Origin of the sequence: Sphingomonas aurantiaca, from assembly GCF_003050705.1 — a bacterium.
Classification (GTDB): Bacteria; Pseudomonadota; Alphaproteobacteria; order Sphingomonadales; family Sphingomonadaceae; genus Sphingomonas; species Sphingomonas aurantiaca.
Genome location: NZ_QAOG01000004.1, coordinates 1 through 20,071, shown reverse-complemented (window position 1 = coordinate 20,071; position 20,071 = coordinate 1). Strand labels below are relative to the sequence as shown.

The window sequence follows — 20,071 nt, the reverse complement described above, 5'->3', positions numbered from 1 at the left end:
TAAATACCCGTAAAACAGGCCTCAAAAAGCGTTGACGGTTGATTTTTTTAGTCGTTACTTCGCCATACCTGAAAAACTAAATCGTGAATCGGCAAAGACCGGCACGATCGGGGAGAGGACTGCCATGGCAAAGTTCGAATTGCTCGCCGCATCGGCGATGATACTCCTGTCGATTGCGCCGGCAATGGCGCAGACCGCGACCACCACGTCCGCTGAAAACACCGCGCCCACCAACGGCCCCGGTCAGGAGGCGCCCTCCACGCAGACCGCCCCGGCCGACACCCCATCCAGCGCCTACGCCTCGCAGGATATCGTGATTACCGCGCAACGCCAATCGCAGCGTCTGCAAGACGTTCCGATTGCTGTGAGTGCCTTTACCGCGGACAACATCGCCAAGCAGCAGATCGTCAACCCGAGCGCGCTCCAGCAGACGCTGCCCAACATCACCTTCACCAAGACCAACTTCACCACGTCGAGCTTCACGATCCGCGGGATCGGCGACCTGTGCACCGGCGCGACCTGCGACACCGCGACCGCGATCCACGTCAACGACATGCCGCTGGTGACGACCCGCCTGTTCGAAAGCGAGTTCTTCGATCTCGAACGGATCGAGGTCCTTCGCGGGCCGCAGGGCACGCTCTTCGGTCGCAACGCGACCTCGGGCGTGGTCAACTTCATCTCCGCCAAGCCCGATCTCTCCGCGATCCATTCGGCGGCCGAGTTCGAATATGGCAATTACGATTCGAAGCGCGTGAAGGCGATGTTCAACCTGCCCTTCACCGACACGCTCGGCATCCGCGTCGCGGGCACCTATCTCAACCGCAACGGCTATACCAAGAACCTGTATGACGGCCGCGACATCGATGGCCGCGATCTCTATTCGGTCCGCGGTACGCTGTCCTGGGAGCCGACCAGCGCAACCCGGATCGACCTGATCGGGTCGTATTTCCGCGAGAAGGACGATCGCTCGCGGTTGCAGAAGCAGCTGTGCCACCGCGACCCGACCGGGATCCTGGGCTGCCTGCCCGACCGGCTCGCCAACGAGACCGCCAACGGCAACTCGACGCTCGCCGCGGTGCTCAGCTCGAGCGAGTTCTTCGCGGTCAACAACCCCGCGCTCGCGCGCTTCGGCCTGCAGAGCCTCTACGGCCAGGATACCTATGCCGGTGTCGTCAACCCGGCCGACGTCCGCACCGTGTCGCTCGACTACAGCCCGACCTATTTCGCCGAGGAAGAGCAATATACCGCCAAGATCTTCCATGATTTCGGCCCGCTCAGCCTGAACTTCACCGGCGGCTACACGCGCAACGTCGTCGACAGCGGCACCGACTACAACCTTGCAGTCGAGAATTCGCTCACCAACAATGCCGGGCTTGCCACGCTGAACGCGCTCGCCCGCACCGGCTCGCCATTCGCGTTCCTCAACGGCGTGCGGCAGACGCTGATCCCCAACGGCCCCGCGGGCGGCGTCTGCCAGTCGGCGGCGGACCCCAATAATGTCGGCGTCTATGGCGGCAACTCGATCGGCTGTTACGCACAGAGCCTCGACTTCGATCGCTCGCGTCAGGTGAACCGCCAATATTCGGCCGAAGCGCATCTCGACAGCAGCTTCGACGGGATGTTCAACTTCCTGCTGGGCGGCATCTATGTCGACAGCAAATCGACCAACACCGATTATTTCGTCAACGCCTTCGGGCTCGATTACGCCTCGGGCATCCTCGGCTCGGCGAACGCGGCGGGGCTCGGGCTGCCCGCAGGCAACGGCTATTTCCTGTCGACGCCGTTCTATCGCAACAGCGATACCGAGTTCCGCCTGAAGTCGTACGGGATCTTCGGCGAGACCTATTTCAAGTTCACCGACGCGCTCAAGCTGACTGTCGGTCTGCGCTACAATCACGACAAGAAGACCGACCAGGCGCGCAACCTCGCGCTCAACGTGCTGACGCCGATCGGCGCGACGGGCATCGAACAGGGTCTGAACTACGGCACGGTCGATTTCGACCCCAACCTGCCCGGCCGGCAGGAATTCGCCAATGCGCAGGTCAGCTTCTCGCGGCTGACCGGTCGCGCGGTGCTCGACTACCGGATCACCGAGAACAACCTGCTCTACGCCTCCTATTCGCGCGGGTATAAATCGGGCGGGATCAACCCGCCGCTGCTGCCGCTGTTCAACGTCAGCAGCACGTTCGATCCGGAACAGGTCAACGCGTACGAGATCGGCTCGAAGAATACCTTTGGCGGCGGCCAGCTCAGGCTCAATCTCACCGGCTTCTATTACCAGTATAAGAACCTCCAGCTGAGCCGGATCGTCGCACGCACCTCGGTCAACGACAACGTCAACGCCGATATCTACGGCGTCGAGGCCGAGGCGATCATGAGCCCGATCCCGGCATTCGTCGTCAACATGAATGCGAGCTACCTGCATTCAAAGGTGTCGAGCGACAAGTTCCTCGTCAACCCGCGCGACGTGTCGGGGGGCCGTGCGGACGCGGTGATCATCAAGGACATCACCAACGCATCGAACTGCGTCGTCGTCCCCAACGTGGCGGGCAATGCCGCGCTGGCGAACGGCTATGTCGCGGCGGTCAATGCGCGGGTGGGCCTGCGCGCACCCACCGCGATCCCGACGGTCGCGGCGACCGGTGCGTTCGGCATCTGCAGCGTGTTGCAGGCCAATGCGGCGGCGAGCGGCGTATCGGTGCTCGACGGCGTGACGACCAACATCCGCGGCAACCGCCTGCCGCAGGCGCCCACCTATAAATGGTCGGTCGGCGCGCAGTACACGATCGACTTCGCCAACGGCATGAACATCGTCCCGCGCGCGGACCTCAACTATACGGGCGGGTTCGCGGCGAGCATCTTCAATACCGCGGTCGATCGCATCCCGGGCTATGCGGTGGTCAACATGCAGATCCAGCTCAACGCGCGCGAAGACCGGTTCTACGTCCGCGGCTTCGTGCAGAACCTCGCGAACAACAACGCGACCACCGGGCAATATGTCACGGACCAGTCGGCGGGCCTGTTCACCAACATCTTCACGATCGAACCACGGCGGTATGGCGTAGCGGCGGGGTTCAAGTTCTGACCGGGCAAGCCCGCCGGCTGCGGCTCTAACAATCCTCCCCCGCCAGGGGAGGTGGCGCGAAGCGACAGAGGGGGAGGACAAGCAACGGGAGTCTTCCTACCCTCCCCCTCCGTCCGGCAAGAGCCAGCCACCTCCCCCTGTCGGGGAAGGATTTACGCCCCCCCGCCCGTCATCCTGACGTTCGTCAGGATGACGGAGCAGGCGGGCGCAACCGTTCAAACCGCTGACGATCCTCCCCGCCAGGCGGAGGTGGCGCGAAGCGACGGAGGGGGAGGACACGCAACGGGGGTCTTCCTACCCTCCCCCTCCGTCCGGCAAGAGCCAGCCACCTCCCCCTGGCGGGGAAGGATTTACGCGCCGCCGCCTTCGTCATCCTGACGAAAGTCAGGATCCAGGGTTACACATGCTGCGCTGCTTGGCTCTGGATCCTGACGTTCGTCAGGATGACGGAGTGGGGCCGCGAAAACGTCCGACGGCTACCTCAAGCCATTCTGCCCGACCCGACGCTACACCAACCGCTCGGCATGCCAGGCGACATGATCGCCCATGAACGTCGAGATGAAATTATAGCTGTGATCATAGCCCGGCTGCATCCGAAGCGTCAGCTCGATCCCCGCCGCCTCGCACGCCTCCGCCAGCAATTCCGGCCTGAGCTGCTCGACGAGGAAGCCATCCGCGTCACCCTGGTCGACCAGGATCTCCGCCACCCGCGCGCCATCCGCGATCAACGCGCACGCGTCGTAGGACCGCCACGCCATCCGATCGGGGCCAAGATACCCACCAAGCGCCTTCTCACCCCAGGTGCACTGCAACGGCGCCACGATCGGCGCGAACGCCGAGACGCTCCTGAACCGATCCGGATTGCGCAACGCGATCGTCAGCGCGCCGTGGCCGCCCATCGAATGCCCCGTGATCCCCTGACGGCCCATATCCGCCATCGGAAACTGCGCCGCGATCAGCGCGGGCAGCTCGTCCTCGACATAGGACCGCATCCGAAAATTGGCCGCCCAGGGCGCCTGCGTCGCATCGACATAGAAGCCAGCCCCCTTGCCGAAGTCATACGCCTCGTCGTCGGGCACGTCGTCGCCGCGCGGCGAGGTATCGGGCGCAACCAGGATCACGCCGAGCTCGGCGCAGGCGCGGCGATACTCGCCCTTGTCCATGACGTTGGCATGCGTGCACGTCAGCCCCGACAGGAACCACAGCACCGGCAGCCGCGCACCCTCGGCATGCGGCGGGACGTACACGGCAAACATCATGTCGGTGCCGGTCGCGGTCGAGGCGTGGCGGTACACGCCCTGGATGCCGCCATAGGCCTTGCTGGTGGAGACGGTCTCCATCACGCGACCCGGTGCAGCGCGCAGATCTTGTTGCCCGACGGATCGCGCAAATACGCCAGGTACAGCTTCCGCCCGCCGGTCGCCTCGCGCACGCCCGGCGGGTCCTCGCAGGCGGTGCCGCCATGCGCGAGGCCGGCGGCGTGCCACGCATCCGCCGCATCGGTCGAGGCGGCAGCGAACCCCATCGTGCTGCCATTGCCGTGGCTGGCCGGCTGGCCATCGATCGGCTTGGTCAGCAGGAAGCGGCCCCCGGCATGCGCGTAGATTACCCGCCCCCATTCATCGGTAACACCCGCCGGCACGCCGAGTGCGCCCAGCGCCGCGTCGTAGAACGCCTTCGATGCCGCGATATCGTCGGCTCCGAGCATGATATGCGTGAACATGGCCGCTCCTCAGTAGATCACGACGGAGCGGATGCTCTCGCCGGCATGCATCAGGTCGAAGCCCTTGTTGATCTCGTCGAGCGTCAGGCGGTGCGTGATCATCGGGTCGATCTCGATCATGCCGTTCATGTACCAGTCGACGATCTTGGGCGTATCGGTCCGCCCGCGCGCGCCGCCGAACGCGGTGCCGCGCCAGTTGCGCCCGGTGACGAGCTGGAACGGCCGCGTCGAGATTTCCTTGCCCGCCTCGGCCACGCCGATCACGATCGACGTGCCCCAGCCGCGGTGGCACGCCTCGAGCGCCTGCCGCATGACAGTCGTGTTGCCCGTCGCATCGAAGGTAAAGTCCGCGCCGCCGTCGGTCAGCGCGACGATGTGCGGCACGATGTCGCCCACCTCCTTCGGGTTGGCGAAATGCGTCATGCCGAAGCGCCGGCCCCATTCCTCGCGGTCGGGGTTGATGTCGACACCGACGATCATCCCGGCGCCCGCGAGCTTGGCGCCCTGGATCACGTTCAGCCCGATCCCGCCGAGCCCGAACACGACGACGGTATCGCCCGGCTGGACCTTCGCAGTGTGCACGACCGCGCCGACCCCCGTCGTCACGCCGCACCCGATATAGCAGCTCGTGTCGAACGGCGCGTCGGTACGGATCTTGGCGACCGCGATCTCGGGCAACACGGTAAAGTTCGAGAAGGTCGAGCAACCCATGTAATGGAAGATCGGCTGCCCCTTGTAGCTGAACCGCGTCGTCCCGTCGGGCATCAGCCCTTTCCCTTGCGTCGCGCGGATCGCGGTGCACAGGTTGGTCTTGCCGCTGAGGCAGGACTTACACTGGCGGCATTCGGGCGTGTAGAGCGGGATCACGTGATCGCCGACCGCGACGCTGGTCACGCCCGCGCCCACTTCGCGGACGATGCCAGCGCCTTCATGGCCCAGCACGCTCGGAAACAACCCTTCCGAATCAAGCCCGTCGAGCGTGTAGGCGTCGGTGTGGCAGATGCCCGTCGCCATGATTTCGACGAGAACTTCGCCGGATTTCGGTCCCTCGAGGTCGAGTTCGACGATCTCGAGCGGTTTTTTTGCCTCGAACGCAACGGCGGCGCGGGTCTTCATCGGTCGGTCTCCTTGATTGCCGCCCTGATGCCCCGCGGCTCGCCCCTTCGCAACCCGCCGCCGATGCAACCAATCGCGCAGTCCCGCGGTTGATCGTTGCAAATCAAGGAGATGCGACGATGAAGGATCCAAAGAAGGGCGACGAGGTCACTTGGAAATCGCACGGCGGCGAAGCGCACGGCACCGTCGAAAAGAAACAGACGAGCGACACGACGATCAAGGGCCACACCGTCAAGGCCTCCAAGGAGGAGCCCCAGTTCATCGTAAAGAGTGACAAGGGCGGCAAGGCAGCGCACAAGGCGGACGCGCTCACCAAGGCGTGACCACGCGCGCAGTGCCAAACGCACGCGCGCAACAGGAAGGAATGCTTATGGCTACAGCTCCCAAGACCGGCGGCATCCACGCCCCCGTTCAGCCCTCTCCCGAGCTCGGCGAGATCGTCGGCAACGACAAGCTGCCGCGCAGCGAAGTGATCAGCAAGGTGTGGGTCTACATCAAGGCCAACAACCTCCAGAACCCTGAGAACAAGCGCGAGATCCTCGCGGACGAGAAGCTGAAGAAGGTCTTCGGGCGTGACAAGTGCACGATGTTCGAGATGAACAAGTACATCTCGCAGCACGTCAAGGCCTAACCGCCAGCACTGCACGACAAGCGGCGGCGGGGATTCACGCGATACCCGCCGCCCTTGATACCGAGTCGATCCGACCCTGATCAACTCGCGCCCGGCTTAACGTCCGCGCGATCTCCCCAAGCTTGCCCCACGCTTGATAGTCGCCAACGACCGCGGTATTGCGCGACCCGATGCCCCCGTAGCTCAGCCGGATAGAGCGACGGTTTCCTAAACCGTAGGCCGCGTGTTCAAATCTCGCCGGGGGCACCAGCTTTTCCGCGGATTTCTGCGGAAAACTGGTCCTACGCAAAGCGCGAAACGCGCGACAAGCTACGGTTCGCCCCGACACAGTCGGCGGCACATTATGTTCTCCGCCCGTTCCGCCGTCGTGCCACTGCACGGCGACGCAGAGTCGCGCGTGCTCCACCTCCCAATACTTAGCCTGATGAGGCTCCAGCGCCCGCTCTGACTGGCGCGCCACCACCCCAAAACACGTCCGCGCGGCTGAACACACCGATTCAGCTGGCGCTTTCGTGCGCCCATCGACTTCCCTCCGGGAGCCGACACGATGTCGCTTACCTTCTCTTCCACACCTACGCTGCGGGGCTTCGGCCAGATCGCAGGCACCATCGCTAAAGCTGCGGACGGATCAGTCCGCGATCGCGGACCCGACGCACAGGTTCGCCGCGGCTGCGTCGATGAGGCCGCACCAGCAGCGCAACCGTGGGACCGCAACCGATTCGAGTCGACCGCTGAAAGGATCTCGACCGTCGAGTCCCTGGTGGCGGTAGCGAAAGAGCTGCAGGCGGAACATGCCGCGGAATTTCCGCGGGGCACGAAGCAGAAGCTCAAGCATGAACGTGAGGTGCTGTCAGCTGAGCTGGAGGAACTGATGGGGTGCCCCGACGCCGATCGTCCGAACGGTCGCCCCGCCGCTATCCGGATCGCGCTGGCCGCGATCAAGGCGGACCTCGAGAAGCATTCGCTTGGGATCACCCGCACTGACGTTGCGGTATACGAAGCGGTTTTCAACTTTCTGTGCTTCGCGGGCTCGGGGCGCTGGTTTCCGTCTTGGGCGAAGATTTCGGTCGCGGCACGATGCTCCGAGAAAAGCGTCGGTCGAGCGTTGCGCCGCCTCGGGCATCACGGGCTGCTCGCATGGATCAGCCGCAGCACTACCAAATCACGCCGGAGCGATCCCGCGGTGAAGCAGCGGGTGCAAACGAGCCACGCGTATTTCCTCGATCTCAAGAAACGGATGGCGGAGCGGGTCTACCAGCGCTTCGTCCAGCTGCGCGATCGACGGCGCCTGCGGTTCGGGATCACCAAGGCCGCTGCCAAGCCTGAGCAGGCCGTGCAGCCCGCTCCGTCGAAGGACGTCGCTGAACTCCGCCGCACTATTGCCGGCTTCGGTGCCTCCCTTCTTGCCTCAGACGGACATCTTGGCCGAGTATGAAAGCTTCTAGGTTTATAATGAAAAAAGAACGTCTTCGCTGAACGCGAAGCCGGCGTAGATTTGTTCTCCCCCAAAGCCGAAACGGCATGGCTCAAGGACCCGACCGCCAAGATCCGGCTGTCGGAACGTGGCGGCTTGCGCCGCCCCGGGCTGTCGAGGGGGGAGTGAACGAAAGTGGTTGTTCTTTTCTTGCGTCGCGTATGCGGCGCTGATCAGATGTCGACCAACAGATCCGCCCACTCCTGGAACAGGTCGCGCAGTCGCTGAAGCTGAGCACTGCGATCGTAAGCCGCCTTCACTTTGTCTTTCGGCGTATGTGCCAGAGCCCGTTCGACGACATCGCCATCTGCTCCCTGCGCCTTCTCGTTCATCAGCGTCGAGAACGTAGCGCGCCAACCGTGCGGGACATGCCGCCCCTCGAAACCGGCGCGATCGTACAGCGTGCCGATCGACTTCTCCCCGATCATTCGGCCGGCGCCGCAATCGAAGATCAAACCATGCATATTTGCATCGTCCTGATGCATAATTGCCCGGACCTCGCGCAACAGCGCGACCGCCTGGCGCGACAGCGGCACCGCATGATCGTTCTTCGCATCGAGCTTCTTTGCTGCCGCCAGCTTCATCCGCGCGGCCGGTACCCGCCAAAGCGGCGCAGCCCCGTCGAGATCCTCGATCTCCTCCCAGCGCGCGCCGCGTACCGCGGCGAAACGGACCGCCGTCAGTGCCAGAAATCGCGATGCGAGTTTCACGATCGGCGCGACGTCGACCAGCTCGGCCGCGGCGAGCAGCGCGCGCGCGTCCTCGATCTCGAGCAACGCGGGATGGTGCTGTGCCGGCGCTGGCGGGGTGAGCGCGCGGCTGACGATCGCCGCGGGATCCTGGTCGACCAGGTCCTCTGCCATCGCATAGGCAAATACGGCCGAGATCCGCTGACGCACGCGACCGGTGGTGACCAGGCTGCCGCGCTCCTCGATGACGCGCAGCGCGTTCAGAATCACCGGCACAGTGACGGCGCCGATCGGCATCGCGCCGATCGCCGGGAACACATCACGCTCGAGGCTGGCGAGGACGTCGCCGGCATGCACGTCCGTCCAACGCAGGCGCATGTGGGTGTGCCATTGGCGCGCGACGTGCTCGAAAGCACGAGCCTGGCCGGTTTGCGCAAGTTCGCACGTCCGGGGATCCTCGCCGCGGCCGAGCTGCTCGCGCACCTGGTCGCACCGGGCACGGGCGGCGTCGAGCGTCACCTCGGGCACGGCGCCGATCGTCAGCAGCTGCTCCTTCCCGCCGAGGCGGAACTTCATCCGGAATGACTTCCGGCCCGTCGGCGCGACATAGAGGTGCAGGCCGCCCTGGTCGAACAGCTTGTAGGGGGCCGCGCGCGGCCGCGCGGCTTTCACCGCGGCGTTGGTCAGCATAGAATGCTCCAATGGTGGACAGGAAAAAATTAGGACCGCGAATCAAGCGACTGCGCGAACTTTTGAGCGCTGCTACGCCTGGCGATTGGGCGGCAACGGAAGTGGATGGCACGGTCTATATCGACGCAGACGATAGCGGCGATCATCCCATCGCCATGATCATGAGCGGATCGCCGCATAGTCAGGACCGCGCTGACGCCGCGCTAATTTCAGAGATGAAGCGAGCGCTTCCGCTCATCCTCGATGCCTTGAGCTCGGCGGTCGACGACGACAAAGGCGCTACTCGCCTGCATTGAAATGAACGCTTCGCCGCCTGGACCGGCTGGCCCGAAAATAGCCAGTCCACCCGCAATCGGTGCGGAACTCAACACAGATTAGATTGTGAGCGTCCCTCATATGATGGCGACGCGTAGCGAGTCAGCAGTCAGAAGCGCTGATGCAAAAAACGCCTTTATCCCGAGCCGCGAAGCTTTTGAGTATCCTCGAGAGCGGTGTGGTAGAGGCAGAACTATTGGACTTGGAGCTTATCGCTGCGCGTTTGCACGACATCATCGATCTTCTCCGCCCGCTGGACCCTACCAGGGTCAGAAACTGAGCTTGACGGCGGAGGTCCCCTCCGCCGCAGTGACGCTATCCTGCCGGTTCTAACCGCGACGATACCTCCGATTTGACCGGTCGATACCCCGGCGGCTTTCGCCCAAAAGCGGCCAGAATGCCCGCTCTGGAGGGCCTCTTGACAACAGACTGACCGCAATGCTGAAATTTGGGTGTTAGGAGGTTACCATGTTCGATGCCCAGGACCGCGCCTACTTTGCTCGACGTGCCGCGACGGAACGCATATCGGCTTCCGAAGCATCAGACCCGGCGATACGCAAAATCCACGCAGATATGGCAGAAGAGTATCAGCGTAGGTCAGAGGGAGCTGAACCCCGAAGCATGGTTCCTTTCTCCGCCGACAAGCCACTGTTCACGGACGGCAGCTAGCCACCAAGATGAGACATTGCCGCGGCGGAGAAACCCTCCGCCGCAATGACGCTTTCTCGCAGGTTTCAGCGGGGCATGTACCCCACTTTTGGGTAGGCGATACCCCGGCGCAGACGCCGCAATAGCTACTCGAAAGCACGAAGATCAGCGCGCCTTGCCAGCGCGACGATGACGCGGATCCGCGTCACGACGTTGCGACCTTGCACCGGCCGCGATCAACGTTGCCGATCCGGTGCGCGATCCAGCCCTTATAGAAGACCTTCAGCTTCGGATTCACGCGGACCAGGCGCGCATATTCCGCGGCCTGCGCGCGATCGAGATTGACCAGCGTTGCGACGCACAGGTTGCTGGCGCCGAGCTTGCCCTGGCACGCGCGGTACGCCGCGATCGTCCCGGGCCCGACGCGGCCGTCAGTCACCAGCTTGGTACCGCACAGTGCGTTGGTCGATTGCTGGAACCACGTCGACGGGCGCGCCGGCCCCATGTTCACGGTCGTGTCGAACAGCTCGGCCGTCACCGCGGCGTCGATCGGCACCAGGGCGGCATAGCCGGGCTGCACCAGGTACCGCTTGTAATAGATGCTTTCCGCCACGTCGCGCGGCAGCGTCCGCATCGGCCCGGTGTAGCCGTTCTGCACGGCGACGGCCTTCGTGATCCCCATGTGCGTCTCGCCGCCTGGGTCGGCCGGGTGATTCACATAGCCGCCCTCGATCGTGATCACGCTGGCGATCATGGCGAGCGCGATCGCCGCGATCCCGCCGGCCGCCTTCGGCGCGACCTTGCCGGTGATCGACTTCCACAGGCTCTTGCGCTCACCGGCCGGCTTCTGCGGGATCAGGCGCACGAAGATCGTCGCGACGAACAGCAGCGTCGGAATCACGCGCGCAACCGACTCAGGAAATACCGCACGAATGTCGTCGGGCAGTCCGTTCCAGATCTGGAGCAGCGTGTCGGGGGCGGCCGCGGCAAAGGCGGTGAGGATGGCGCCGAGCGCGGACATGCGCACGGACCACAGCGGCCAGGCGCGCGACCATAGGTCACGCACCCGACGCATGGCGTCGAGTTTCATCGGTATCTCCTGTGAGGGGGGGCGGCCGGCCGCCGGCGGGATCAGGTGCGGGCGGGTGAGCCCAGCGCCGGCGCGGCGCGCGGGCGACGTCGGATATGAACGATCAGCCGGCAGGCGGGCGGGATTCCTTGGATCGCGGCGCCCGCCAGGATCATGAGCATAGGACCGTCGATCATCGCGCGGCCATCTTCGGCGCCGGCGCCATCATCTCGAGCTTGGTCTCGATCCGGATCGTGCGGCCGTCGATCTTGGTCAGCAGATCGGTCTTGGCCTGGTTGGCGGCCTCGAGCACTTCGATACGACGGGTGTTGGTATCGATCTGCGCGGAGCGGTTGCCGTCAGCGCGGAACATGCCGCCGACGACCGCAAGCGGGGCCGCGACCAGTGCAGCTGCGGCGTCGGCCAGTGCATCGTCCGCGAACACCACGGCCATGCTCGCCTCGCGCTTCTCGCAAGGTGCGCTCAGCCGTAATGCGTACTTTGGGACGCCGGGGTGGAACGGCGACACGAACACCAACGACAACGCCCCGCCCGAATGGGCGATCTGGTTTCGCGCGCCGGGCGGTTACACCGGCAAGAGCACGACCGCGTCGTTCTACACCGGCCTTCCCGCTCTGCAGATGGATCGCGGCGGTCCGAACTCCGGCATCGTCCAGCCGATCACGCTGGCGAAGGGGTGGCACGTTGCCGAGTTCGACATCTACATGGAGGATGGCGACTGGAATGGTACCGGCGCGCATATCAACCTAGCCAACGGCTACGCCTTCAACTTCCTCTTCTCCGAGCAGCTCGATACCTCGGATGTGCGGTCGGGCTCGTTCTTTGCGGGGGCCGCGCCCAACGGTACGCGCCGGCAGTTCGGAATCCTGTTCTACAACGGTGCTCCATCGGCTGCTGACGCCAAATTCTATTTGATGGCTGGCTGGGAAGGCTTCGGCGTTTCGTATGGCAACGGCACCGGCTTCGTCCGCACGATCTGGCACAAGGCGCTTATCCGGCCGGCCGACCAGGGCGAGATCGACGGCCGTAAGGCGCGCATCGATGCCACGACGAATGCCGCCCGCATCGAGCAGGTCAATTCCACGCTCACCAACATCTACGGCGCGCTGGCGCAGCGGACATCGAACGTCGAGGCGAGGGCGGGCAACGTCGAGGCGCGTACCGGGATCGTCGAGACTGCCGTCGCCAGCGCCACCAGCAAGCTCGCCGCGGCCCGCGTCGAGATCTCCGCCCTTTCACCAGGCGGTCGGGCATCGATGACGATCCGATCGGACACCACGAACGGCGCGGCGATCGACTTCGGCGCCGACCTCAATATCGTCGGCACGATCAAGGCGCAGAAGACGGCGGGCGGCAAGACGATCACCATCGATAGCGACAACGGGATCAGCTTCAACAACGGCTCGGTCATGAAGGTGTCGGGTGTCGGCTTTGGTTCGAACCGGCAATTCATCGAATGGGTCGGGCCGAGCCTTAGCAGCACCGCGCTATGCACCGAGGCGAACGCGCTCCAGTACATCAAGACCGATGGCTCCGCATATTTCGGCGGTTCGCTATCGGCCGGCCAGCTGAAGAACAGCTCGGCATCGAGCGGCACCGGCACACAGGAACTCGCCGCGGTCGGTCCGTTCGGATCGAACGGCGGGACTGTCAAATATCTCGCCAGCTGGGCGTATCGTACCGAAGTCAAGGCGACCTACGCTGCGTCGCAAGCTGGCCTGCAGCAATACCGCCAGGCCGCGAACACCTACAACGCCAATTCCGACGAGTTCGGCGTGGCGACGTTCGAACGCGCTGCGACGACGGTCACGCTTGCGCGGTCCTTCAGCGGCTCGGCTTTGGAGCAGCTCGACGAGCATCGCTACACGACCGAAACGGCGACGTTCGTCGGCAATCCCCCGGTCATCGGTGACGCACCAGGTAGCGCGACGATCACGTTCACGATGGGCGGCGGTTTCACGGTCAACGATCCCCAACTCGTCGCGACCGATCGGACGGTCCGCCTGGGTCTCAATCGCGGATACACCAACAGCTCGGGCAATGTGGCGCAGCGCCTGTCGATCATCGCCGTCGAGGGCTGACCCCACGGCCGCAGCAGCGGCCGGACAATTTAACAGAGGAGAGTAAAGTGGCCACATTCACGCCCGAGGACCAGGCGCTCCTGGACGAACTGAACTACCGCAAGAGTTTCGTGGCCTGGCAGGAGCGCGAAGCTGCGCGCCAGGCGCGGCTCGCCGGCCTGGCTGCGCTGACCTCGATCTTCACCGCGGCGACCGTCACGCCGTTCGCGACGGTATCGTCCAGCCAGTCCGAGGCGCTCGCCTTGAGCGATCCGGAAGTGTCGGCGATGCTGTCGAACATCGCGACGGTGATGGGCTACACCGGCCAGCTATTTCCCGGATCGAGTCGTCGCTCGACAAGTATTCGCGCTCGATTTGCGCCCACTCGTCAGGTGTTTTGCGGGTCGCCATCGCTCAGCCCCCCGCCCCGAAAGTACGCACCCAGGATCGCCCAGGAGGAAAAAATCTCCGCGTGGGAGCCATAGGGGTCCAGCGGGTCGGCCCCCGTTAGGGATCGACCCACCCCCCTGCCCCGCGCGATCAGGCTAGGAGCGCTGCGCGTTCCGCCCGCTGCTTGCGACTGTCGTGGCACGGCTTGCAGAGCGTCTGCAGGTTGGCGAACAGCCAGAAGAGACGCTCGTCGCCGCGGTGCGGTTCGCAATGGTCCGCCACCAGGCGCGACGTGTCGGCCGAGGTGAAACCGCAGCCAGGCCATTGGCAGGTGTAAAGGTCGCGAGTGAATACGAGCACGCGCAGCGCACGCCAGCGCGCCGACTTGTACCACTTGTGCCAGGGCTTGAAGAGGCGGCGGTAGGCGTCGGCGCTGCGCTCGACGGGCGCAAGGGAGCCCATCGTCGGCTTGAGCCTGGTGAGCGTGCTGCCGACGGCCTTGAGCTTCCCCACGGTGGTTACGCCGATGCCAAGTCGATGGTGACCGGATGCCACGGCGCGTCGTGCGCTGGCCGGTCGTAGAAGCGGACGTAGGTGCGCGAGCCGATGACGCGGATCGAGTCCTTGATCGCCTCCATGGCGCGCAGCCAGCGCGGGTCGGTGAAGTCGAGTCGGAGCAGGCGGAACAGCTCAGCGCGGTTGATCCGGCCTTCCTTGTCGACCTGGAAGACGCCGTTGACGATCGCCTGCAGCTCGACCGGCGAGCCGCCTGCCCAGCCCATGAGGCACTCGTCGATCAGCACCTTCGCGGCCTGCAGCTCGGGGCCGAACTCAAGCAGGTCCGCGACCTGCACCTGGGCGCGCTCGCGGCCGTCGAAGGTGAGCAGCGTGATGTTGCCCTTCTTCCCGCCGACGGTCGTGCCGTACTCCTGCGCGAGCAGCGCCTGGAACGCGCCGACGCGCTCGAACGTCCGCGCCTTGAACGCGGCAATGAGGGCGGACAGTTCGCGCGCGTCCGTCAGGATCGCACGCACCGTCTCGTCCATGAGCAGGTCGACCGGCTTGACCGCGGCGAGCGGGACCAGGCTGCCCTTGGCGTCACGAAGATACGGGGTGCCGGCGACGTCGACCGCGGCGGGGTGCTTGGCGGTGCTCATGCTGGTGCGCCCTGGTTGGCGGGTGGCGCGACGCGCGCGGCGATCGTCGCGACCGGGAGGATGCTGAGGATCTCGCGCAATAGGCTCACCGGGACGCCTACCAGGGCATGATCCGGATGACCCGCGTCGACCGCGCGCTGAATCGCTTCGCGAGGGATTGCCATCACCAACCGGCCTTCGTGCCATCGGCACTGACATAGAGGGGGGGCCGGGTAGCGCGGGTGGCGCTGCCCCGGAAGGCGGCGAGCAGGTCGCGGGCGATGCCCTGCGCCTGCTCCTCGAGGACGTTGTAATCGTCCGAAGATACAACGCCCAGCCGCACTCGTTGGGTCAGCTCATCGAACCGCGGTGTGATGCGTTCGAGCTGATCGGCCAGGTTCGAGTTCGACTGGGCGGCCACTGCACCGGATCGGGGAACATCGTGACGCATATCAGATCTCCCTTCACGTAGGACGCACGCACAAAGGGGGCGGGCGGCGGCCAGCGGATACAGCTGTGGCGGGGTCGATTTGCGAGTTACGTGACCGTTTGGGGAGGTGACCTTGTGGGAAGTTCCCCAAAGGTCACCCCCAAACTTTGGCCATGCCCTCCATCAGATAGGGGAGCTTTTTGGTTTGAACTGGACACGTCGAGCGACTTACAGGTTCGGTCCACTAAATCGCCATTGTACGTTTATCACACGAGGTTAGGTCCGTGCCTTATTTATTAACATTTGGCAACGTGTCATATTAACAACGCGCGAATCGGGAATGTATTTAATCCTGCTAGTTCGTGCCAGTTGCCGACGATCTGCTAATAGAGCGCGCGCAGAATGCCTGCGTCGCGGGGGCGATGGCTGCTAATCTTCTAGCCACCCTTGGCAATGAATTGGAGGGACGAAATGCAATATTCTGCAATCCCACATTTGACCGTTCGCGAAGAAGAAGTGTTCCGGCTTGTCGCTAGAGGGCGCTCGGCCAAAGAGGTCGCTCAAGAGCTTAGCATCGCGCCGTGTACCGTCGAGCGCCACATCGAAAATGTGCGACTTAAGACACGGACTCGGAACAGGGCTCATATGATCGCGGTCGTTATGCGAGATAACTGGCTAGCAGCGCTTCCAGCTGTCTAACGCCGAGACCAGGAGCGATCGGGCCCGTCGGTTGGAAAGCCGCCAGTCCCGCGCGGCCGTCGTCAGCGCCATGTCGTCCACGATGATCGCGAGCAGCATCGCACCGTGCGGAGCGACCGCCTCACGCCAACGGGCGTATGCGCGCTCACGAATCACGGCAGCGATAGGCGCGTGCGAAGCGCTGTGCGGACCGCCGCCCGAGCTGCGCGGCTCCAAGTTCGCAGTGCGCACCGCAACCTCGGCCGTGATGGAATGGTACGCCTCGGCGATCTGATCCGCCGCGGCAAGCTGGTGCGCGTCGATCGCACCGGTTCCGACGAGGCGGGCGAGCGACCCCTCACGTCGCGCTTGCGCAGCAGCGTGTTCGTGCGTCTCAGCCGTGCCGTTCGTCTTGTGCGACCAGCGCTCGCGCAGCTGCACGCGCTCCTCGATGCCAGGCACGAGCGTCACCGTCGCCGCCGCCTTGCCCTTCTTGCGCCGGTTGGCGCCCTTGGGTTTCGGACGCGGCTCGCCAAGCACCAGGTGCGCGACGCGCTGTTGCTCGCGTTCGGTTGTGAGAGCAGGCGCTGCCTGGTCAGTAGGTAGGTGTGGCATGGAGATCCCCGGCGTCGACGTCAGGGATATGCTCGAGGATCGCCACGAGCGGGAGATGACCTTGTGGTAACGGCCGCACGCGATCGGCGTTCGCGAAATCCTCGTTCACGACGACGCCGAGCTGACGCATCCGATCAAGCAACTGCCGCTCGAGCAACCCGGGCACGGTGATCGCCCGTTGCGCGCCAGCTGCGCGCTCGATCATCTTCTCGAATGCCAGCTTCTTCACCAAGGCCTTTGCCCGGGTGTCACTAACGTCGAGCGCGAGCGCGATCTCACGCATTGCGGGACTGCGGCCGTGCTCGAGGATGTACTCGGATATGAAATCGAGCGCCTGCTGCTTACGGCTAGCTGCTGCCGGTAATACCTCTGAATATGCCCCCATTGTTCCCCCAAATCCCCTAGGAAAACATAGTGAGAATCACGATTCAGCGCTAGCTCCATGACGGGCACTACATATTAGAACGCAACCTGAAGGATCCACGCAGCCAGACGACGGGCGTGATGGTCAAATGTTGGACCCTATATTCGACCATTGGTTGTCGACAGTCTCATCGGCAGCTGCAAGTCTCAGCGATGAGGCGGAATGAGCGAGGATCAGTCCAGGACCTAATTGAGGGCTTGTGGGGCTTGCGTTCCTTAGCGATCCAGCTGGACCTGAAGGTCGTTGGGGCGCTCATAAAGGCCGCTATCGGAGTCATCCCGACCACTCTGCATTAGCCAGGCGCAATGCGGCGCGTACTAAGCCCCATGGCTCGTGCTCTCACGTAGACCGACGCCGGGGTACGACCAAGCAAGTCGGCAATTTCCGCGATATGCTTCGTGGCAACCCATCGGGCTATGACTTGCTCGTCGCCTTCCGACCACGGACATCCACTGTTTGGGTAGGCGGTCTTCGTCACGCGGTGGCTTCCCTATGTTATGCGGCGGAGGCCCCCTCCGCCGCAGCCAATCACACCCCGCAGAAACCTGCGGTTTGCGAGGAGGCTATGCCACGATGTACCCCAACGATACCCCTGGCAGGCAGCGCTCGACAGCTAGCGCAATCAAAGATGGATCGTGCCTCCGTGCTCGTCCGCTTCCGCCCAATTGCAGACAGCGGTGCGATCGTTCATCTTCGCGGCCAACTGAGGCCACGAGGTAACGAACAATGAGCTACAAGACGGACCATCGCAGCCGAACGCGGGCGATCGCTGTGTATGGAGCGATCGTTTGCATCGGGGCGGCGCTGGGCTTTCTCGTACGGGCGGGCGTGATCACCGACCACATCCTCTGGTAACAGCTGGCAACGATCATAAGACCGCTTTCCTCCCATACCGGCCAGCCCGCTTCCGCTCAATTCCGGACGCTTCGGTCACAAATCATGACTCCCGATAACGGCCATTCGTTCAGCGCATCTTTCCCGGTTTAAATTTGCCCCATCTGCTCCGAACGGCGACCCTTACCTGCCGCCGTACCGTAAAGGCGCCGTGAAGATTAACTTCAATCAAGTATTATCCGGCAACCTATGGTATGAGTCACAAATTGCTGATCGAGCACGGCCCTTGGCAACTGAGAGACTCAATGCTCCCGCCGATATTACGGGAACTGCGTTTTGATCTCAGAAATTGACCCTCGCGGTTTGTTTGCAAAAAATCTCTTAGCGCATTCGCAGATACAGGTTTTTGACGACGGAGCTTTGGGCCGTTTGAAAGCTCGAACAAGAACCTTCGATTCGGGAAGCTACGTATTCAGGGAAGGCTTGCCAATTTCAGAATATGCATTTGTAATATCGGGGTATTTATTCCGCCAAAAGCAGACATCGGACGGTCACCGGCAAATTGTATCATTAATAATTCCTGGAGACATAGTTAATCCAGAAAACAGATTTGTGAATAATCTGGACCATAACGTGGTTTGTGCGGAAAAATCTAGCATCGGGTATGTGCAAAAATCCGAGTTTGATTCATTAATGGACTCCCATTCATACATTCGGCTGGCCTTAGATTTAATCACTACTGCAGAATCACGCCAATTACGGGAGTGGCTATTAAATATAGGCGGGCGTTCCGCAAGAACTCGTGTAGCTCATTTCTTGAACGAATTTGCTGCTAGAACGAGGCTACGCGGCTTGAATGATGGTTTGCGGTTTTACCTGCCCATCTCGCAGGAGCAGATTGGGGACGCCGTCGGAATTACACCTGTTCACGTTAACAGGGCTATCAGGTCTCTAGTTGAAAGCGAGTTAATCAATCACACAAACAGAGAATACAAAATAGTTAATCTAGACGGATTTAGGCAAGCTGGTCAATTCTCAGAACAATTTCTTACAGTCAATGATTTTTTTGAATAATTATTGCTGCGTGGATACCTCGACATATAACGTTAAATGCTAAGCGGTTCCATGTCGGCTATTATCGCCTTACCTCTCCATCCCTGATACCGTAAGCAGACAGTTTGCGCTCCTTTCCTTACTGGCCATTCCCGACCATGTATTTGCGTCCGTTCCCATTGGCTGTAGAAGGGCCGCATGCGGGCTCGCCATACCGATCGGTACGCTGTTTACATCTGGCTACCTGCCTTAATTGGCGCCAGTCATTTGTCGCTGTGGTGGGATGATCCAACGCCCAGCACAGTAATGCTGCTGGGAGGCAGCTTCTGGCTGCTGTGTGGGATCGCCGCACTTATCCAACGGATGCGTAAAGCTGAGACTGAACGCTAAAACGTCAATATGCGTCAGTTTTCATCCAAAGCAGCCTGACAGCTTTCCTTTCCCAACCGGCACTTTTTATGAGGCGACATCCAGTCGGGTTTACCGCGTGATCGGACAGTCTCAGCTACACGGGGCGAGGAAAGTAAACAATGACGGCTGGGATAGCATAAATCTTGATATAGTTTAAGTCATCGTCATGCCACGAGTCGCCCTCTCGCCCGTTCAGCGCCTGCGCGAAGACCTGGAGGATGCCTTGGCGCAGGCAGATGCCTTAGACCTATCACTGGTAGCTATCCAGATCGCGGAGGCGCTCGAGATGCTCGGGCCTTGTGAGGACGGCAAAGCCCGGCTGCTCGGTTAGCACGAACGAGGGCGGGGCAAACGTTCAACAGTGCATCGCTTGGTCTTAAACGAACGACTATGCTCCAAAGCGGACGGTCCGCAATCGTGCCCATTCCGACCACTCCGCTTCCGCTCATCTTCGCGCGGAACATGTTCTATACCGCCGCCAGTCTCGGACGATGCATAGGTTAGACATTCTGTCCCAAACATAGGATAGGTGCGCCGTACGACACAGCGTAAGAATCTTCCTTCATGAACGAACAACCG

22 protein-coding genes and 1 tRNA gene are annotated in these 20,071 nt (G+C 62.7%); 10 read left to right on the top strand and 13 right to left on the bottom strand.

Annotated elements, in window-relative coordinates; genetic code table 11:
* Positions 1–124: 124 nt before the first annotated feature.
* Positions 125–3,085 (top strand): TonB-dependent receptor, encoded by a 2,961-nt coding sequence (locus C8J26_RS11720; protein ID WP_107958252.1) that lies wholly within the window; start codon positions 125–127, stop codon positions 3,083–3,085.
* Between the two features lie 506 nt (positions 3,086–3,591).
* On the opposite strand, the gene fghA is transcribed toward C8J26_RS11720, so the two are convergent.
* The 3 genes from fghA to C8J26_RS11705 are packed head-to-tail and all read right to left on the bottom strand — an operon-like array spanning position 3,592 to position 5,924.
* Positions 3,592–4,425, bottom strand: coding sequence for an S-formylglutathione hydrolase (gene fghA, locus C8J26_RS11715; protein WP_107958250.1), 834 nt, complete (start codon positions 4,423–4,425; stop codon positions 3,592–3,594).
* On the bottom strand, positions 4,425–4,808 hold the full coding sequence (locus tag C8J26_RS11710; protein ID WP_056411377.1) for a VOC family protein: 384 nt from the start codon (positions 4,806–4,808) through the stop codon (positions 4,425–4,427). The genes fghA and C8J26_RS11710 overlap by 1 nt, the downstream gene beginning before the upstream one ends.
* Before the next feature lie 9 nt (positions 4,809–4,817).
* The gene (locus C8J26_RS11705; protein ID WP_056411378.1) at positions 4,818–5,924 is read right to left on the bottom strand and encodes an S-(hydroxymethyl)glutathione dehydrogenase/class III alcohol dehydrogenase; all 1,107 of its coding nucleotides are present in this window, start codon (positions 5,922–5,924) and stop codon (positions 4,818–4,820) included.
* Positions 5,925–6,043: 119 nt separating this feature from the next.
* Between C8J26_RS11705 and C8J26_RS11700 the strand changes: the two genes are divergently transcribed.
* The 4 genes from C8J26_RS11700 (at position 6,044) to C8J26_RS11685 (ending at position 7,990) form a co-directional block, all read left to right on the top strand.
* The gene (locus C8J26_RS11700; RefSeq protein ID WP_056411381.1) at positions 6,044–6,247 is read left to right on the top strand and encodes a hypervirulence associated TUDOR domain-containing protein; all 204 of its coding nucleotides are present in this window, start codon (positions 6,044–6,046) and stop codon (positions 6,245–6,247) included.
* Between the two features lie 47 nt (positions 6,248–6,294).
* Positions 6,295–6,555 (top strand): SWIB/MDM2 domain-containing protein, encoded by a 261-nt coding sequence (locus C8J26_RS11695; RefSeq protein WP_056411383.1) that lies wholly within the window; start codon positions 6,295–6,297, stop codon positions 6,553–6,555.
* Positions 6,556–6,727: 172 nt separating this feature from the next.
* Positions 6,728–6,804, top strand: a tRNA-Arg gene (locus C8J26_RS11690).
* A 298-nt stretch (positions 6,805–7,102) separates the two neighbouring features.
* Positions 7,103–7,990, top strand: a complete 888-nt coding sequence (locus tag C8J26_RS11685) for a hypothetical protein (RefSeq protein ID WP_107958248.1) — start codon at positions 7,103–7,105, stop codon at positions 7,988–7,990.
* 212 nt (positions 7,991–8,202) lie between these two features.
* On the opposite strand, the gene C8J26_RS11680 is transcribed toward C8J26_RS11685, so the two are convergent.
* On the bottom strand, positions 8,203–9,408 hold the full coding sequence (locus C8J26_RS11680) for a tyrosine-type recombinase/integrase (RefSeq protein WP_056411387.1): 1,206 nt from the start codon (positions 9,406–9,408) through the stop codon (positions 8,203–8,205).
* Between the two features lie 11 nt (positions 9,409–9,419).
* Here C8J26_RS11680 and C8J26_RS11675 point away from each other — a divergent pair, with 11 nt between their 5' ends.
* Positions 9,420–9,704, top strand: a complete 285-nt coding sequence (locus tag C8J26_RS11675) for a hypothetical protein (protein ID WP_146168821.1) — start codon at positions 9,420–9,422, stop codon at positions 9,702–9,704.
* Positions 9,705–10,576: 872 nt separating this feature from the next.
* On the opposite strand, the gene C8J26_RS20885 is transcribed toward C8J26_RS11675, so the two are convergent.
* The 3 genes from C8J26_RS20885 to C8J26_RS11665 are packed head-to-tail and all read right to left on the bottom strand — an operon-like array spanning position 10,577 to position 11,894.
* Positions 10,577–11,461 carry a glycoside hydrolase family 108 protein gene (locus C8J26_RS20885; RefSeq protein ID WP_235516719.1) on the bottom strand — a complete coding sequence of 295 codons (885 nt, stop codon included), beginning with the start codon at positions 11,459–11,461 and terminating at the stop codon, positions 10,577–10,579.
* 41 nt (positions 11,462–11,502) lie between these two features.
* A complete protein-coding gene (locus C8J26_RS21085) occupies positions 11,503–11,637 on the bottom strand; it encodes a hypothetical protein (protein ID WP_268796141.1) in 135 nt (44 codons plus the stop codon).
* Positions 11,634–11,894 carry a hypothetical protein gene (locus C8J26_RS11665; RefSeq protein WP_107958246.1) on the bottom strand — a complete coding sequence of 87 codons (261 nt, stop codon included), beginning with the start codon at positions 11,892–11,894 and terminating at the stop codon, positions 11,634–11,636. Before C8J26_RS11665 ends, C8J26_RS21085 begins: the two co-directional genes overlap by 4 nt.
* Between C8J26_RS11665 and C8J26_RS11660 the strand changes: the two genes are divergently transcribed.
* Positions 11,893–13,542, top strand: coding sequence for a hypothetical protein (locus tag C8J26_RS11660; protein WP_107958244.1), 1,650 nt, complete (start codon positions 11,893–11,895; stop codon positions 13,540–13,542). The genes C8J26_RS11665 and C8J26_RS11660 overlap by 2 nt on opposite strands.
* Before the next feature lie 47 nt (positions 13,543–13,589).
* Entirely contained in the window at positions 13,590–14,006 is a 417-nt protein-coding gene (locus tag C8J26_RS20105; RefSeq protein WP_146168819.1) for a hypothetical protein, read from the top strand.
* Between the two features lie 55 nt (positions 14,007–14,061).
* Here the strand turns inward: C8J26_RS20105 and C8J26_RS11650 are convergent, their stop codons facing one another.
* The 4 genes from C8J26_RS11650 to C8J26_RS11640 are packed head-to-tail and all read right to left on the bottom strand — an operon-like array spanning position 14,062 to position 15,498.
* Positions 14,062–14,424 (bottom strand): HNH endonuclease, encoded by a 363-nt coding sequence (locus C8J26_RS11650; RefSeq protein ID WP_244185271.1) that lies wholly within the window; start codon positions 14,422–14,424, stop codon positions 14,062–14,064.
* Between the two features lie 5 nt (positions 14,425–14,429).
* Complete coding sequence (locus tag C8J26_RS11645; RefSeq protein WP_056411395.1) at positions 14,430–15,068, bottom strand: DUF3164 family protein; 639 nt, start codon at positions 15,066–15,068, stop codon at positions 14,430–14,432.
* Entirely contained in the window at positions 15,065–15,232 is a 168-nt protein-coding gene (locus C8J26_RS20475) for a hypothetical protein (RefSeq protein WP_165391676.1), read from the bottom strand. The genes C8J26_RS11645 and C8J26_RS20475 overlap by 4 nt, the downstream gene beginning before the upstream one ends.
* Entirely contained in the window at positions 15,232–15,498 is a 267-nt protein-coding gene (locus C8J26_RS11640; RefSeq protein WP_146168818.1) for a hypothetical protein, read from the bottom strand. Before C8J26_RS11640 ends, C8J26_RS20475 begins: the two co-directional genes overlap by 1 nt.
* Before the next feature lie 432 nt (positions 15,499–15,930).
* Here C8J26_RS11640 and C8J26_RS11635 point away from each other — a divergent pair, with 432 nt between their 5' ends.
* Complete coding sequence (locus C8J26_RS11635; protein ID WP_334000473.1) at positions 15,931–16,176, top strand: response regulator transcription factor; 246 nt, start codon at positions 15,931–15,933, stop codon at positions 16,174–16,176.
* Here C8J26_RS11635 and C8J26_RS11630 read toward each other — a convergent pair.
* Complete coding sequence (locus C8J26_RS11630; RefSeq protein WP_146168817.1) at positions 16,153–16,770, bottom strand: hypothetical protein; 618 nt, start codon at positions 16,768–16,770, stop codon at positions 16,153–16,155. The two genes, C8J26_RS11635 and C8J26_RS11630, sit on opposite strands and share 24 nt — an antisense overlap.
* Entirely contained in the window at positions 16,751–17,155 is a 405-nt protein-coding gene (locus tag C8J26_RS11625; protein WP_107958237.1) for a LexA family protein, read from the bottom strand. Before C8J26_RS11625 ends, C8J26_RS11630 begins: the two co-directional genes overlap by 20 nt.
* A gap of 1,209 nt (positions 17,156–18,364) precedes the next feature.
* Between C8J26_RS11625 and C8J26_RS11620 the strand changes: the two genes are divergently transcribed.
* A complete protein-coding gene (locus C8J26_RS11620; protein ID WP_107958235.1) occupies positions 18,365–19,102 on the top strand; it encodes a Crp/Fnr family transcriptional regulator in 738 nt (245 codons plus the stop codon).
* Positions 19,103–20,071: the final 969 nt, after the last annotated feature.

What these genes read in the sequence shown, in the direction of transcription:
- C8J26_RS11630 (WP_146168817.1), bottom strand. Translation starts at nt 16,770, where the DNA reads ATGCCACACCTACCTACTGACCAGGCAGCGCCTGCTCTCACAACCGAA.
- C8J26_RS11665 (WP_107958246.1), bottom strand. Translation starts at nt 11,894, where the DNA reads ATGGCCGTGGTGTTCGCGGACGATGCACTGGCCGACGCCGCAGCTGCA.
- C8J26_RS20885 (WP_235516719.1), bottom strand. Translation starts at nt 11,461, where the DNA reads ATGAAACTCGACGCCATGCGTCGGGTGCGTGACCTATGGTCGCGCGCC.
- C8J26_RS11710 (WP_056411377.1), bottom strand. Translation starts at nt 4,808, where the DNA reads ATGTTCACGCATATCATGCTCGGAGCCGACGATATCGCGGCATCGAAG.
- C8J26_RS11720 (WP_107958252.1), top strand. Translation starts at nt 125, where the DNA reads ATGGCAAAGTTCGAATTGCTCGCCGCATCGGCGATGATACTCCTGTCG.
- C8J26_RS11640 (WP_146168818.1), bottom strand. Translation starts at nt 15,498, where the DNA reads ATGCGTCACGATGTTCCCCGATCCGGTGCAGTGGCCGCCCAGTCGAAC.
- C8J26_RS11700 (WP_056411381.1), top strand. Translation starts at nt 6,044, where the DNA reads ATGAAGGATCCAAAGAAGGGCGACGAGGTCACTTGGAAATCGCACGGC.
- C8J26_RS11695 (WP_056411383.1), top strand. Translation starts at nt 6,295, where the DNA reads ATGGCTACAGCTCCCAAGACCGGCGGCATCCACGCCCCCGTTCAGCCC.
- C8J26_RS11625 (WP_107958237.1), bottom strand. Translation starts at nt 17,155, where the DNA reads ATGGGGGCATATTCAGAGGTATTACCGGCAGCAGCTAGCCGTAAGCAG.
- C8J26_RS11685 (WP_107958248.1), top strand. Translation starts at nt 7,103, where the DNA reads ATGTCGCTTACCTTCTCTTCCACACCTACGCTGCGGGGCTTCGGCCAG.
- C8J26_RS11705 (WP_056411378.1), bottom strand. Translation starts at nt 5,924, where the DNA reads ATGAAGACCCGCGCCGCCGTTGCGTTCGAGGCAAAAAAACCGCTCGAG.
- C8J26_RS11675 (WP_146168821.1), top strand. Translation starts at nt 9,420, where the DNA reads ATGGTGGACAGGAAAAAATTAGGACCGCGAATCAAGCGACTGCGCGAA.
- fghA (WP_107958250.1), bottom strand. Translation starts at nt 4,425, where the DNA reads ATGGAGACCGTCTCCACCAGCAAGGCCTATGGCGGCATCCAGGGCGTG.
- C8J26_RS21085 (WP_268796141.1), bottom strand. Translation starts at nt 11,637, where the DNA reads ATGATCGACGGTCCTATGCTCATGATCCTGGCGGGCGCCGCGATCCAA.
- C8J26_RS11660 (WP_107958244.1), top strand. Translation starts at nt 11,893, where the DNA reads ATGCTCGCCTCGCGCTTCTCGCAAGGTGCGCTCAGCCGTAATGCGTAC.
- C8J26_RS11645 (WP_056411395.1), bottom strand. Translation starts at nt 15,068, where the DNA reads ATGAGCACCGCCAAGCACCCCGCCGCGGTCGACGTCGCCGGCACCCCG.
- C8J26_RS11635 (WP_334000473.1), top strand. Translation starts at nt 15,931, where the DNA reads ATGAATTGGAGGGACGAAATGCAATATTCTGCAATCCCACATTTGACC.
- C8J26_RS11680 (WP_056411387.1), bottom strand. Translation starts at nt 9,408, where the DNA reads ATGCTGACCAACGCCGCGGTGAAAGCCGCGCGGCCGCGCGCGGCCCCC.
- C8J26_RS20475 (WP_165391676.1), bottom strand. Translation starts at nt 15,232, where the DNA reads ATGGCAATCCCTCGCGAAGCGATTCAGCGCGCGGTCGACGCGGGTCAT.